Below are 15,056 nucleotides of genomic sequence, written 5' to 3'. Positions count from 1 at the left end.
TCAAGCAGGGATTGATTTTTTTGACACATACCATCTATAAAGCAGCGAAATACACACATCAAATTATATTCTAATATACCGCCCTTTTGATAAAAGTTGCACTCCAATCGATCAAAAATAAACATTCTCTACAAATCTTGCACAAACCTTATTCAGTTTGATGAAAAATAAATCAATATATTTGTCATATCGATTCCCATGATTTGGTTTAACAGCAAAATCTATAAATATTTAAGGCCTCATTTCTAAAATTCAAGCCCAACTTTTGCAAATAGATATTTTTTAAGCAGCCAACAATTACAGCAACCATAAAAAAAGAAGCCCCTTTCGGAGCTTCTCTTTTTTACGCTAGAAAAAGCAGATTAGCCCGCTTGATCCAACAGCATATTACGAATGTGACCAATGGCCTTTGTCGGGTTCAAACCTTTAGGACATACTGATACACAGTTCATGATCCCTTTACAGCGGAACAAAGAGAATGGATCGTCTAAACGAGCCAAACGTTCTTGTGTTGCCGTATCACGAGAGTCAATGATGAAGCGGTATGCATTTAACAATGCAGACGGCCCAAGGAACTTATCAGGGTTCCACCAGAATGATGGGCATGACGTTGAACAACATGCACAAAGAATACATTCATATAGACCATCTAAGTGTTCACGTTCTGCTTGAGACTGTAAACGCTCTTTTGCCGGTGCAGGCTGATTATTAATCAAGAATGGTTGGATCTTGTCATATTGATCATAGAACTGGTTCATGTCTACAACCAAGTCTTTTACCACTGGTAAACCAGGTAAAGGACGGATCACAATCTTCTCTGGTAAATCGTTCAAGTTCCACAAGCACGCTAAACCATTTTTACCATTGATGTTCACACCATCCGAACCACAAATACCTTCACGGCAAGAGCGACGGAATGTTAATGACTCATCTTGCACTTTCAACGCAAGTAACGCATCAAGCAACATACGGTGCTTATCGGTTAACTCAAGTTTGAAAGTTTGCATGTACGGCGCTTTATCCTTATCAGGATCATAGCGGTAGATTTCGAATGTACGAGTGCCTCTACTCATCTTTGTTCTCCCGATTAGAATGTACGTGGTTTAGGTTCAATTGCTTCAACCGTTAATGGGCTGAAACGTACCGGCTTATATTCAAGACGGTTATCTGATGAATACCATAAAGTATGCTTCATCCACTCATCATCACGGCGACCGTAAGAATAAGTTGGGTGATCAGGTGCTAACTCATAGTCAACAACTGTATGCGCACCACGACATTCTTTACGTGCAGCAGCAGAAATCAGAGTCGCTTTCGCAACTTCATACAAGTTTTCAACTTCTAACGCTTCAACACGCGCAGTGTTAAATACTTTAGATTTGTCTTTCAAATGAATGTTACGAACACGCGGCTCAATCGCAAGAATTTCTTTTACGCCCTTATCAAGCAATGCTTGAGTACGGAATACACCGGCGTGATCTTGTACGATGTCACGGATTGCATCAGCAACTTCCTGTGCGTTTTCACCCGTTGTTGAATCATCAAGCTTACGGATACGCGCTAAAGTGTTCACCAAGACATCAGTTGGAAGCGGTGCATAATCATCGCCATGATGTTTAGTTACATAGTCAATGATGTGCTCGCCCGCTGCTTTACCGAATACCACAAGGTCAAGCAATGAGTTGGTACCTAAACGGTTTGCACCATGTACTGATACGCAAGAACATTCACCAATTGCATAGAACCCTTTCACAGGTTTTACGTAATCACGAGTACCGACATAATGATACTCTTTAGTGTCTTTGTTGTAGCTTGCAGAGAATTCACCTTCTTCTACACCATGTGGTACAACCACTTGGCCATGAATATTGGTCGGAATACCACCCATTTGATAATGGATTGTTGGTACCACTGGAATTGGCTCTTTAGTACAGTCAACGTTTGCAAACTTCTTACCAATCTCAAATACAGACGGAAGACGTTTCATAATCGTTTCAGCGCCTAAGTGAGTCATATCCAATAAGATATAATCCGCTTTAGGACCACAACCACGACCTTCTTTAATTTCTTGGTCCATAGAACGTGATACGAAGTCACGTGGCGCCAAGTCTTTTAAAGTTGGTGCATAACGTTCCATGAATGGTTCGCCGTCTTTGTTACGAAGGATACCACCTTCGCCACGACAACCTTCAGTCAACAATACGCCTGCGCCAGCAACACCCGTTGGGTGGAATTGCCAGAATTCCATATCTTGCAATGGAATACCTGCACGAGCAGCCATACCAAGACCGTCACCAGTATTGATATAAGCATTGGTTGATGCGCGATAAACACGACCCGCACCACCTGTAGCGAATAAGGTTGCTTTGGCTTGGAATACAGCAATGTTACCTGTTTCTTGGTCAATCGCCGTTACACCAAGTACATCACCTTCTTCGTTACGGATTAAATCTAATGCAATCCATTCAACGTAGAACTGAGTACCCATTTTCACGTTGCTTTGATACAAGGTATGCAATAACGCATGGCCTGTACGGTCAGCAGCAGCACACGCACGTGGAACTGCTTTTTCACCATAGTTTGCAGAGTGACCACCAAATGGACGCTGATAGATCGTACCATCTTCGTTACGGTCAAACGGCATACCCAAGTGTTCAAGCTCATACACAACTTTTGGCGCTTCACGTGTCATGAACTCGATTGCGTCCTGATCGCCTAACCAGTCAGAACCTTTCACCGTGTCATAGAAGTGATAATGCCAATTATCTTCTTGCATGTTACCTAACGACGCACCAATACCACCTTGAGCGGCAACTGTATGCGAACGTGTTGGGAATACTTTGGTCAATACAGCAACTTTTAAACCCGCTTGAGCAAGTTGGTAAGCAGCACGCATACCAGAACCACCACCACCAACGATAACTGCGTCGAAAGTGAGGTTTTGAATATTTGAATAATCTTCTTTAGGGTTAATTGCGCCCATGATCTCTTCCTATCAATTTGCCCAGAAAATCTGGATACCCCAGATTGCGTACACGAACACTGAAATAATGACAGCAGAAGTGAGTACAAGGCGTAAACCTGAAGCTGAAGGGCCCATTTGACGAGTCGTTACATAATCAGTAAAGACTTGCCACATACCAATCCAAGCGTGTGCAACCAGCGATAACACTGCTAATAAAGAGAAAATCTTCATTGGCAAAGTCAGCATAAAGCCAGCCCACTGTTCATAACCAAATCCGCTATTGCAAAGGATCCAGCCAAACAACACTACAGTGTATGCAGCTAACACTACAGCACTGACACGTTGGATATACCAGTCGCGAGAACCTGAACCTGTTAAACCTGTAGCACTTTTCATCAGAACATAATCCATACGAATGCTGCGACAATACCAACCGCAGACAAGATCAATGAAACTGTAGCAGCGATACGACCGCTTTGAAGTTCTTCAGCAAAACCGAGGTCAGCAAGTAAATGCTTCACACCTGCAATAAAGTGAAAAATCAAGCCAGCTACAAATACCCATACGATGAAACGTACAATGATATTTCCGAAAACGACATTTTTAACGTAGTCAAATCCTTCTGGTGAAGATAAAGATTTATCCAAAATCCATAAAAGAACTGCGACTAATAAGAATACGATTACACCTGATAGACGGTGTAGAATTGATGCAATAGCCACGGGTGAGCGTAAATTTACCGCTAACACCTGACCCATGGACAAATTGACAGGTCTGTTGCTTTTCACAGCGGGCATCCTGTAGGTAGAAACTCCATCCGGAGTTTGTTTGAATTAATTCAAAGGAAAGCTGGCATTGTTAGGCAAGCACAGCACATGCCTAACCTATAAACGACATCGAATTATAAAACGTGAAATATCAAAATACAAACAATCAACTTTCGCTTTAGTCGAAAAAAACTTTAAATAAGAATCATTCACACGCATAATAGCGGCGATTAATGCATCAAGTTTAAGCAAAAACAACTATCTGATTGTTTTGTAATGATAAAAATAAAATACTATTTTTTATAGATACTTTTTAATTTTATAAATTCTTTTCTTCATATTTCACAAAAAATGCCCTTTTCAGCGTCAAAGCAGCGCAATTTTTCAACCTTTATATATAGCCCCAAATAATACTGCTCATTTATATATTAAATATAATTAATTAATAATCTATTTTTTAAGATTCCTTTTGCCAAATTCAATGAGTCATTTTTTAGACAATTAATCGCACCAAAATGCATCAATAATGAATTTACCTAGAGCGCTTTTGATTGCTGTTTGATTGAACAGTTCACGGCAAAGTATGGCCGTTATAGGGCTTGCAGACGGGATAAGTATTTATTTTATAAGCAGCAACATCGGACCCAAATAAAAATTTACTTACAATTGGACTGATGCTTCATTTTTTTTATGCACCTGAAACTTGATTTGACATATTATACTCGACCGGTGCTGTGATTTTACTCAGTTTTTTCTTCGATACTGAATGACTAATTGACTGTAGCAACGTCATTTTTTATCCCTAAGTATAATTGACAAAATTTTAGTAACCACTAATCTTATAGCAAATTTTGACACCGTCTGATTCGCACATGACAAGATTAGTATTTCGAGTCAGATAATCATTCACCAGGACAGGAGATCTATTGAATGTCTGCAGCAACTGGCAAAAAAGCCGTATTACAGCTTGATGGCAAAGAAATTGAATTACCAATTTACAGCGGCACATTAGGCCCAGATGTAATTGACGTTAAAGATGTATTGGCATCAGGTCACTTTACTTTCGATCCTGGTTTTATGGCGACAGCGGCTTGCGAATCTAAGATCACATTCATTGATGGTGACAAAGGTGTGTTATTACACCGTGGCTATCCAATTGATCAATTAGCGACTCAAGCAGACTACTTAGAAACTTGCTACTTACTACTTAATGGCGAGCTTCCAAATGCTGAACAGAAAGCAGAATTTGATGCGAAAGTACGTAACCATACGATGGTTCACGATCAAGTAAGCCGCTTCTTCAATGGTTTCCGTCGTGACGCTCACCCTATGGCAATCATGGTTGGTGTTGTTGGTGCATTATCTGCGTTCTATCACAACGGTTTAGACATCGAAGATGTTAACCACCGTGAAATTACTGCAATTCGTTTAATCGCGAAAATCCCTACACTTGCAGCGTGGAGCTACAAGTACACTGTAGGTCAACCATTCATTTACCCACGTAATGACCTTGGTTACGCAGAAAACTTCTTACATATGATGTTTGCTACCCCTGCTGACCGCGATTACAAAGTAAACCCAGTTCTTGCTCGTGCAATGGATCGTATCTTCACGCTTCATGCTGACCACGAACAAAATGCGTCTACGTCTACCGTTCGTCTTGCTGGTTCTACTGGCGCAAACCCATATGCATGTATCTCTGCGGGTATCTCAGCACTTTGGGGACCTGCTCACGGTGGTGCAAACGAAGCTGTACTTAAAATGTTAGATGAAATTGGTAGCGTAGAAAACGTTGCTGAATTCATGGAAAAAGTAAAACGTAAAGAAGTTAAACTCATGGGCTTCGGTCACCGTGTTTATAAAAACTTCGATCCACGTGCGAAAGTCATGAAAGAAACTTGTGACGAAGTTCTTGCTGCATTAGGCATCAACGATCCACAATTGCAACTTGCAATGGAACTTGAGCGTATTGCACTGAACGACCCGTACTTCGTTGAGCGTAAGCTTTACCCGAACGTAGACTTCTACTCAGGTATCATCTTAAAAGCGATTGGTATCCCAACAGGTATGTTTACGGTGATCTTCGCGCTTGCACGTACAGTTGGTTGGATCAGCCACTGGTTAGAAATGCACAGCGGTCCTTACAAGATCGGTCGTCCACGTCAGCTTTATACAGGCTCGACTCAGCGCGACATCAAACGTTAATTTCGATTAGCGTTAATAAAAAAGGATGCTTCTGCATCCTTTTTTATTTTTATCGGTTATGCTCTTGAAATAAAACTTAAACAACATTCATTTTGCAGAACTCATTTTATCGAGCCAATGATCAAAAAAACCACTGTTTTGATGCAAGTCACACTGCCCGTCTTTCAAATAAAAATGGCGTCTTTCGCATTATTTCTATTAATGATCATACTGACTTGGCTGCTACTGGTTTACTTTAGTTATGATTTAAGCCTGTACTATCTTTATCAATTCCTGCCTTTCTTTGCCCAACTGCTCAGCATTGCTTTGATGTTTGCTTTATTGATAGCAACGCTTTACCTGTATAACCAGCTTTATCAGAAATACTTTAGCCATCCCATCACCTTTAAGTTATATCAGCAAGGCATCGCTCTGGAAGATTCCAAGCAATCTACTTTTTTCTGTTGGCAAGATTTGATCCAGATACAACTTCGACAACAGCAGGCGCAAATCCACAGTCTCAATCTACTCAGTAAAACCCAACCTTATCAGCAGTATTTTTATTTTAATTCATGGATGTGGCCTGCCACATTAACCCAGCAACATTGTGAGTTTTTACCGTTCTGGAAAAAACTGGAAGCGCTGGCAAAACAGCAACAATTGCAACGGATCAGCAATACAAGTACCCACAAGAAAACCCATATTGATATCATTCGCCTCATTGCAGATCAGCAAGCGCTAGACAGTTTTCAACAAAAACAGAGATGGTCTGCTATCGGATTAACGCTTGGTATTTTAGTCAGCTTTAGCCTATTTATTGCCTACCTACTCTGGCATGAATTTAACGATGGCAGCATTGATCTGCCCCATCAACAAACCCAGTCAATCTCTGGCACAAATTTTGAAAGCTATCAAAATCAGGTCTATATTTTTAAACAAGGTCAAGGTACTTTTTTAGTTCCCCAAGTAAAGGCTAATCAATTTACAGGTTTAGCTTTAAGTAATCTTGCTGACCGTGCAGATGAACTATATAGCAATGTCGGTAAAACACCCCAACAGGTTTACTGGCAAGACCATATCTTGTCTCAATTAAATCCTGCACAAACACGCTATTTAGGTAATGATTTCACCAAAGATCATCAACAGGTTTACTTTCGCGATATACGTTTAACCAACGCGAGAGTCGCTCATTTCTCGGCGGTACTACATCCAAGATTCAATACACTAAGCTATTTTTACGCCAAAGATGATCAACAGGTCTTTTACAAAACTAAAGCCTTAATAGATTTAGATCCGCAACGGAGCCAAGCATTTCCAAATAGCAGCCAATATATCCATGACCAACAGGTGGTTTATTATCAAGATAAAAAGCTGGGCAAGTTAAATGCGCAACAGACGCAGATATTTAGTGGCAGCAACCGTTTTAGTCAGAACTTAAATCTAGCAACAGACGGTCGATCTTTTTATTTAAATGAACATCCATTACCACATATTGCTGAGCACGAGTTTTGGGGAACAACGCCTGTTGATTTATCACACCTGCAACTCATTGGTAGCCAAAGCAGTGAGCCCTATCCAGGAAATTTCAGCTATATTTTTACAGATCAGCAAAACATTTATATCTATGATGAGTTTTATCAACGATTAAAAGTGCTCTATCATTTTCCTCAACCAGTGCAGCTACAGGCTTTGGAAGATCGACGTTTTAGTGATGGAGAAAATATCTACATCATCACTGAAAAGATCTACCGATCTAAAGGGCGTTCTTCTGGAACGACCACGCACGGTTTCAAAATCAGCCTGATTCGCGAACAAGATCAACAGATCATCGCTCAATATTTTGCCCGCAATCCAAGTGCCTTAAAACTATCCAACCTGTTTCATAACAGGGAGATCAACTAATCTCAAAATATAAACAAAATGAGCTGGATGTCGATCAACAACCTTGATGATCAATAAGATTTTTACAGCAAGTGCTTGCTTAAATCTAAATTTCATCTTCTTCTAGCTCTAATGCACGCAACAAGGTATTACTGATGCCATCTGCGCGTAACCACGCCAACTCATAACTCGCCTTCGCTAAAGCCAGTACACGACGTTCAAATTCATCCCAAATCGGCTTAACTTGTGCATCGCTAATACCAAGTCCACTTTCATGCGCCAAATGTTTATTCTTTTCACAAATCTTCAAGGCGTGGTACAACTTGCGCCCTTTGCTCGCACTCTCTAAGACACGAGTACGTTTATTCTGAATAAAGCCCTCGATATGCTGTACATTTGCATAGGGCAGCAAAGGCACCAAGATCTGATCAAGTTGTGCGTCTAAGCGCTTCCACACCATCAGGCGTTGCTCTGCCGTATAGGTATTCCACTGAATCACTTCATGATTAAAACGACGACAGCCACGGCAAACCAGATCACCAAACACCGTTGAACAACGCCCTGCACATGGGGTCAATGATGGAATTCGACGATCATTACTCAAAACCAACTCCTCTAAAACCATATTTGTTTTATGGTTTTCTCGCTTATTTTCAGATTTCGCGCTAAAATGTGCGCCTAATTTTTCTATCTTAATACATTTGGAGTTATCCATGAACGCTACTGTAGAACAGCTTGCACCTGTAGAACAGCAAGCGACCAATAATTGGGTTGTTGCAGCACTATATCAATTTAAAGAAGTTTCAGATGCAGCGGATCTGCAACAACGTCTTTTGGACTTAGTGAATAGCATCAATTTATGTGGAACTCTGATTGTAGCGTCTGAAGGGATAAATGGAACTGTTGCTGGTGACCGTGCCGCAATTGATGCAGTTCATCAATTCCTTTTAAACGAAGGTTTTAACGCAATGGAATATAAAGAGTCTGAAAGCTCTGAAAAGCCATTCCGTAAAATGAAAATTAAACTTAAAAATGAAATTGTAACTTTAGGTGTAGAAGTCAAGCCACGTGATTTAGTTGGTCACTATCTTGATCCTAAAGAATGGAATGAGCTGATTAATCGTGATGATGTAATCCTGATCGATACCCGTAATGATTATGAATATAAAGCAGGCACATTCAAAGGTGCAATCGACCCTAAAACAGAATCATTCCGCGAATTTCCTGAATACGTAAAACAAAACCTTGAACAGCATAAAGACAAAAAAATTGCGATGTTCTGTACCGGTGGTATTCGTTGTGAAAAATCTACCTCCCTCTTGCTTCAAGAAGGTTTCAATGAAGTTTATCACCTGAAAGGCGGTATTCTTAAATACTTAGAAGAAACCCCTGCCGAAGAAAGCATGTGGGAAGGTGAATGTTTCGTATTTGATGGCCGTACTGCGGTGACCCATGGTGTTGAAGAAGGTGAAAACATCAAGTGTCATGCTTGCGGTTGGCCATTGACCAAAGTTGAAGCTGAACTGCCAAGCTATGAACATGGCGTATCTTGTGTGTACTGTATTGATAAAACCACAGACAAACAAAAAGCAGGCTTCCGTATGCGTCAGTCACAGATTGCTGCTGCAAAACGCAAACGTCTATAAGCTTAACAAGTCGATTAAAAGCCATAGTTAGACTATGGCTTTTTTATTACCTTGATAAAAAATCATGTAACGATTCAACCCTTGAGCATTGCCCTGCACCCCTCTATGCTAAAAACAATAATCAAATGAATCATATAAGGGCATTATGGGACTTGAAGATTGGGTCTTATCGATCATGGAAAAACTTGGGTATTTAGGTATCGCATTTTTAATGTTCCTAGATAATATCTTCCCGCCTATTCCCTCAGAAATCATTATGCCATCGGCTGGCTATACCGCTTCAAAAGGTGAACTCACCCTGATCGGCGTCATTATTGCAGGAAGTGCTGGTTCAATTTTAGCTGCGATGTTGTTCTATTGGATCGGTCGAAAAGTTCCACAACAACGACTGTTTCAGTTTATCGAACGTTATGGCAAATATTTACGCATTCAGGTTGCTGATTTAGACAAAGCACTGACATGGTTTAACAAACATGGGCATCGCATTGTTTTCTTCGGGCGAATGATTCCAGCAGTCCGTTCCTTGATTAGTATCCCTGCAGGGATCAGCCGGATGCCTTTTAGTAAATTTATGCTCTACAGTAGCGCTGGAACGCTGATTTGGACCAGTTTCCTTGCCTATCTCGGTTATCATTTTAGTGAAAATCAGACACTCATGCTGGCGATTCTTCAACGTATCAGCTATCTGATCTTCGCCCTAATTGCCTTGTATATCATCTGGTGGGCAATTAAAAAGTTTTACCGATCTAAATCAAACCATAACCAATAACACTAACAAAACTTAGACCTGAGATGAAATTGCGTTAAATCCCAGTTGGCTTTTATGCATTTCATCCCTTAACCAGTCTCTCAGCAATCGTTTACGAATATCCGCTTCAAAAGGCTGGGCAGACAATAAATGATAGGCCGAACCATCCGCATAAGTCGTGGTGAGTGGCTCCAGCATCTGATATTTCATTTCTCGTTCAACCATATAGGCAGAAACTACTGTTGCACCTAAACCCGCCAAACAAGCCTCAATACAGAGATAAAAATGCTCAAGTGAAGATCGTTTTAAACCACTGAGTTGCTCTGGATGCCGACGTTTAAACTGTTGCCATAGCTGAGGTCTGGACTTGGAAATAAACAACTGCGTCATTGCCGCATGATCATTCTTCGCCCGCACAGCAAACATCTGTTCATCTGCAATTTTTTCACTATACAGGGCAGCGCCCCAATCAAAATCATCTCTTCTCAGCGCCACGTCAACATGCTGTGCAGTAAAATCCACCGCTCCACCACCGGTTAACAAGCTCACCTCAAATTCAGGATAGCGCTGTTTAAATTGCGCTAAACGAGGAATCAGCCATTTCATGGCCAGTGTCGGTTCACAAGAAAGAATCAGGTTCTTCTGCACCTTATTGTGTTGCTGTAATTGCACTACGCACTGCTCAATCTGTTGAAAGACCTGCTGACAGCAATCAAACAGCACCTCACCTTCTGAGGTCAAAGTTAATTTTCTGGCTTCACGTACAAATAGCAGCAAGCCTAAACTTTCTTCCAAGTTTTTAAGTTGCTTGCTTACCGCACTTTGCGTCACAAATAGCTTTTCCGCAGCAAGCGTCACACTTTCATAACAGGCCACGTAATAAAAAAACTTGAGTGAATTCAAAGATAATCGTTCAATCATTCCAAAAACTCATGCATAACAAGAATTAACTTCAATTTTAAATATAGCAAGAATATGAAAAATATAAAAAATCTTTAATGATTCAGTTTAGGAATAGATGAGTGAATGAAATCATTGCCGTCGGCATCGTCACCCTGCTTGCAGTCATCAGCCCAGGTGCTGACTTCGCCCTAGTGACCCGAAACAGCTATCTCTATGGTCGACATTTGGGCATGTGTACCGCCTACGGCATTGCGATGGGTGTCTGGGTCCATATCAGCTACAGCTTGATTGGACTCAGCTTTTTACAGAAACACCTCCCCAGTTTAATTCATCTGATTCAATATATGGGTGCAGCTTATTTGATCTATATTGGCTACAAAACCTTTACCGAAGCCCCCATTCTGTTTGATGAAAATAGCCATCAAATCACACGTTGGCAGGCTTTTAGGCATGGTTTTCTCACCAATAGTCTCAACCCCAAAACTACACTTTTTGTCATGAGTATTTATGCACAAGTCATGACCACCACCAACAACCTGCACAAGTTAATCGGCTATGGTTTTTTTATTTCTAGCAGTCATTTGGTTTGGTTTTGTCTCGTGGCACTTTTTTGTTCTGCCCCTTTCATTCGAAATAAAATTCTTGCTCGACAAATCAGCATTAATCGAGTGATTGGTTGTATCTTGAGTGCTTTAGGACTGAGTCTATTTTTTGCTCATTTTTAAATAATGATCTTTAAACGATCTAAATGTAAAGCAACAACGCCAACTGTCGGCAATAAAAAAACGCCTTCTAGAGGCGTTTTAATATTTTATTTGTTTGTCATTCTTCAACTGCGATGATCACAGTATCCGAGGTATTCTTATGCTGGCGTATGGTACATCAGATAGAGTTCATTTAAATTATTTGGAATTTCTTCCGCTAATTCATCCATCAACTGACCATTGCGACGGAAAGATTCCATTTGTGGATCTTCTTCATCAATTCCGCTAAACACCATAATTGGTAATGTTAAATCGATAAGCTGTTCTTCAAACTCAGGCGCAAACCACGCATCTTCATTAAGGAACATGGCATCAACAAAACCAACACTCCAATCACCTAAGCTCGATTCAACGTCCGCTTCTTCGATTTCAAATGGAAACTCGATTCCATTTTCATTGGCTAAATCCTGACGAATAGACTCCAACCAAAGCTTAACCTGCTCAAGCACTTCAGCAGGAAGTTTCTTTTGATTACTCTCGAAAAGCTCATCTAACCAACGATCAAATTGTGGACCAACTGCAATCGCACACAAAAAGCCATGAGTCGCTGCAAAATCTAGACCATATTCATTTTGATCGCCGTCAAGATAGTTACTCAATAAGTCTAAATCTAACGTGCTCATTCTTTAATCCAATTTTAAAAATACATCGTCAACAGCATAACATTTTCGGACATAAAGTCTTAGCAATTTTGCTTAGTCTTCGTCATCAAGATCATCGTCGTCGAAATCGTAATCAAAATCTTTGAGTTCTCGCTCTAAACGACGTTGCGCCAGAAGCTCATCAATCAAACGGCGCTTTTCTAATGATTCTTTGGCAGTAATTTTTCCAGATGACTCATCAAAACCTGCATCATCTTCACCATAGTTATCATCATCTAATTCAAAATCTGTAGAAGACACTAAGTACCTCTAATGAAAAAATATAAATGGGTCTAGCCGCTATTTATCGGTCTTAGCCCACCTTGTCAAGTTTTATTTGTTTTTTTTGTGATAAAACGATGTTTTGTACTTTTTTTCGTCAGTTTTTTTGTGTATTTATAATCTAAGAACAATTGTAATTAAAAAACATCTTTAATCAGGACTGACTGCTTGAAAATTTATGACTCAACCCCATATTCAAGAAACGAACGTGAAATCAAAGCTATTTTTATTTTAAAGTTAACGGATCGAATCCAAAACATTCATCGTGAATTGTGCTATCATGCACGGTTTTTCACCGCCCCAGATTCAACAAAAGAGTAAGCAAAGATGAGCGATATGAATTCCCCTACTTCGCAAGTAGCGGCTCTGATTAGCCGAGGCAAAGAGCAAGGTTATTTAACTTACGCTGAGGTTAACGATCATCTACCAGACTCAATTACGGAAAGTGAGCAGATTGAAGACATCATTCAGATGCTTCAAGACGTTGGTATTCCAGTGCATGAACGTGCACCAGAAACTGATGACACCATGTTTGGTGAATCAACTGAAGCGGCTGACGAAGTTGCCGAAGAAGAAGCTGCTGCCGTATTAGCATCGGTTGAAAGTGAGCCTGGTCGTACCACAGACCCTGTACGTATGTATATGCGTGAAATGGGTACGGTTGAACTTCTTACACGCGAAGGCGAAATTAGCATTGCAAAACGCATCGAAGAAGGTATTCGTGACGTTTTACATTCGATTGCTTACTGGCCAAATGCTGTTGAAGTTGTTTTACAAGAATATAATGACTTTTTAACTGGTGAGCGTCGTCTTGCCGATATTCTCTCTGGTTATTTAGACCCAGAAACTGACGAAGATATTCCAGAAGTTCTTGAAGAAGAAGCTGAGCTTGAAGAAGACGAAGATGCTTCACCTAAAGCAAAAGACGTCAAACTCGATGATGATGACGAAGAAGAAGAATCTGAAGGTGATGATGATTCTGAAGGTGAATCAGGTCCAGACCCTGAAGTTGCCAAAGTTCGTTTCTCTGAATTAGAAGCGGCTTGGAATGAAACTAAAACGGTGGTAGCGAAACACGGTCGTGATAGTGATGAAGCAAAAGCTGCGCTTGAAGCGCTTGCTGCTGTGTTCATGATGTTCAAATTTACACCACGCTTATTCGAAATCATTTCAGAAATGATTCGTGGTACACATGACCAAATTCGTTCAAATGAACGTGAAATTATGCGTTATGCAGTCCGTCGTGGTCGTATGGATCGTACCCAGTTCCGTATGACCTTCCCTGAGCAAGAATCAAATCCAGCTTGGTTAGACGAACAAATTGCCAAAGCACCGGCTGAAACCAAAGCACATTTAGAGAAAGTACGTCCTGACGTATTGGCATTCCAGCAAAAAATTGCAGATATTGAGAAAGATCTTGGTTTAAACGTTAAAGATATCAAAGATATCTCGAAACGTATGGCTGTTGGTGAAGCGAAAGCACGTCGTGCCAAGAAAGAGATGGTTGAAGCAAACTTACGTTTGGTAATTTCGATTGCGAAAAAATATACCAACCGTGGCTTACAGTTCCTCGACTTGATTCAAGAAGGTAACATCGGTTTGATGAAAGCCGTGGACAAGTTTGAATATCGTCGTGGTTATAAATTCTCGACTTATGCAACGTGGTGGATTCGTCAGGCGATTACACGTTCGATTGCCGACCAAGCACGTACCATTCGTATTCCAGTACACATGATTGAAACGATTAACAAGATCAATCGTGTTTCTCGTCAACTTCTTCAAGAAATGGGCCGTGAACCGACTCCTGAAGAATTGGGTGAGCGTCTGGAAATGGACGAAGTTAAAGTTCGTAAAGTACTTAAAATCGCAAAAGAACCGATTTCGATGGAAACACCGATCGGTGATGATGAAGATTCGCATCTTGGTGACTTCATTGAGGACTCAAACATCACTTCACCAGTGGATGCTGCGACCTCAGAAGGCTTAAAAGAAGCGACACGTGAAGTACTTGAAAACTTGACTGAACGTGAAGCAAAAGTATTGAAAATGCGTTTTGGTATCGATATGCCAACCGACCATACTTTAGAAGAAGTAGGTAAACAGTTTGACGTAACACGTGAACGTATTCGTCAGATTGAAGCGAAAGCGTTACGTAAGCTTCGTCACCCTTCTCGTTCAGAACACTTACGTTCATTCTTGGAAAACGACTAATCTTTGGGAAATCTTGTGCTAGACCAATGCATTGTATTGGTTTAGCGCAGGACTTGAAGTTCAA

The 15,056-nt window shown here is 40.6% G+C and carries 14 protein-coding genes; 6 read left to right on the top strand and 8 right to left on the bottom strand.

Annotated elements, in window-relative coordinates; all coding sequences use genetic code 11:
- Positions 1-362: 362 nt before the first annotated feature.
- From F885_RS01090 to sdhC, 4 genes are read right to left on the bottom strand one after another with little or no spacing between them, the layout of a single operon-like run.
- On the bottom strand, positions 363-1,073 hold the full coding sequence (locus F885_RS01090; RefSeq protein ID WP_004664446.1) for a succinate dehydrogenase iron-sulfur subunit: 711 nt from the start codon (positions 1,071-1,073) through the stop codon (positions 363-365).
- 14 nt (positions 1,074-1,087) lie between these two features.
- Positions 1,088-2,983, bottom strand: a complete 1,896-nt coding sequence (locus F885_RS01095) for an FAD-dependent oxidoreductase (protein WP_005322752.1) — start codon at positions 2,981-2,983, stop codon at positions 1,088-1,090.
- Positions 2,984-2,995: 12 nt separating this feature from the next.
- On the bottom strand, positions 2,996-3,361 hold the full coding sequence (gene sdhD / locus F885_RS01100; protein WP_004652198.1) for a succinate dehydrogenase, hydrophobic membrane anchor protein: 366 nt from the start codon (positions 3,359-3,361) through the stop codon (positions 2,996-2,998).
- Positions 3,361-3,762 carry a succinate dehydrogenase, cytochrome b556 subunit gene (sdhC, locus tag F885_RS01105; RefSeq protein ID WP_017401997.1) on the bottom strand — a complete coding sequence of 134 codons (402 nt, stop codon included), beginning with the start codon at positions 3,760-3,762 and terminating at the stop codon, positions 3,361-3,363. The genes sdhD and sdhC overlap by 1 nt, the downstream gene beginning before the upstream one ends.
- 900 nt (positions 3,763-4,662) lie before the next feature.
- On the opposite strand from sdhC, the gene gltA reads away from it, so the two are divergent.
- On the top strand, positions 4,663-5,937 hold the full coding sequence (gene gltA, locus F885_RS01110; RefSeq protein WP_004652200.1) for a citrate synthase: 1,275 nt from the start codon (positions 4,663-4,665) through the stop codon (positions 5,935-5,937).
- A 117-nt stretch (positions 5,938-6,054) separates the two neighbouring features.
- Positions 6,055-7,818 (top strand): DKNYY domain-containing protein, encoded by a 1,764-nt coding sequence (locus tag F885_RS01115; protein WP_005322751.1) that lies wholly within the window; start codon positions 6,055-6,057, stop codon positions 7,816-7,818.
- Between the two features lie 85 nt (positions 7,819-7,903).
- On the opposite strand, the gene F885_RS01120 is transcribed toward F885_RS01115, so the two are convergent.
- Positions 7,904-8,401 (bottom strand): DUF1289 domain-containing protein, encoded by a 498-nt coding sequence (locus F885_RS01120; protein WP_032859872.1) that lies wholly within the window; start codon positions 8,399-8,401, stop codon positions 7,904-7,906.
- A gap of 109 nt (positions 8,402-8,510) precedes the next feature.
- Here F885_RS01120 and trhO point away from each other — a divergent pair, with 109 nt between their 5' ends.
- Positions 8,511-9,443 (top strand): oxygen-dependent tRNA uridine(34) hydroxylase TrhO, encoded by a 933-nt coding sequence (gene trhO, locus F885_RS01125; protein WP_004803157.1) that lies wholly within the window; start codon positions 8,511-8,513, stop codon positions 9,441-9,443.
- 145 nt (positions 9,444-9,588) lie between these two features.
- Complete coding sequence (locus F885_RS01130; RefSeq protein ID WP_005322749.1) at positions 9,589-10,212, top strand: DedA family protein; 624 nt, start codon at positions 9,589-9,591, stop codon at positions 10,210-10,212.
- Positions 10,213-10,224: 12 nt separating this feature from the next.
- On the opposite strand, the gene F885_RS01135 is transcribed toward F885_RS01130, so the two are convergent.
- Positions 10,225-11,112, bottom strand: a complete 888-nt coding sequence (locus F885_RS01135; protein WP_005322748.1) for a LysR family transcriptional regulator — start codon at positions 11,110-11,112, stop codon at positions 10,225-10,227.
- Between the two features lie 101 nt (positions 11,113-11,213).
- Here F885_RS01135 and F885_RS01140 point away from each other — a divergent pair, with 101 nt between their 5' ends.
- Positions 11,214-11,819, top strand: a complete 606-nt coding sequence (locus tag F885_RS01140; RefSeq protein ID WP_005322737.1) for a LysE family translocator — start codon at positions 11,214-11,216, stop codon at positions 11,817-11,819.
- A 137-nt stretch (positions 11,820-11,956) separates the two neighbouring features.
- Here the strand turns inward: F885_RS01140 and F885_RS01145 are convergent, their stop codons facing one another.
- Together F885_RS01145 and F885_RS01150 are read right to left on the bottom strand one after the other, a co-directional pair.
- Complete coding sequence (locus F885_RS01145; protein WP_004803148.1) at positions 11,957-12,481, bottom strand: YecA/YgfB family protein; 525 nt, start codon at positions 12,479-12,481, stop codon at positions 11,957-11,959.
- 72 nt (positions 12,482-12,553) lie between these two features.
- Positions 12,554-12,760 carry a PA3496 family putative envelope integrity protein gene (locus F885_RS01150; protein WP_004803146.1) on the bottom strand — a complete coding sequence of 69 codons (207 nt, stop codon included), beginning with the start codon at positions 12,758-12,760 and terminating at the stop codon, positions 12,554-12,556.
- 348 nt (positions 12,761-13,108) lie between these two features.
- Here F885_RS01150 and rpoD point away from each other — a divergent pair, with 348 nt between their 5' ends.
- On the top strand, positions 13,109-14,992 hold the full coding sequence (gene rpoD, locus F885_RS01155; protein WP_005322729.1) for an RNA polymerase sigma factor RpoD: 1,884 nt from the start codon (positions 13,109-13,111) through the stop codon (positions 14,990-14,992).
- The last annotated feature ends 64 nt before the right edge of the window (positions 14,993-15,056 follow it).

The organism is Acinetobacter higginsii (assembly GCF_000369845.1).
Taxonomy (GTDB): domain Bacteria; phylum Pseudomonadota; class Gammaproteobacteria; order Pseudomonadales; family Moraxellaceae; genus Acinetobacter; species Acinetobacter higginsii.
The sequence above is the reverse complement of the archived record's forward strand: the minus strand, read 5'-3'. Positions and strand labels throughout refer to the sequence as shown.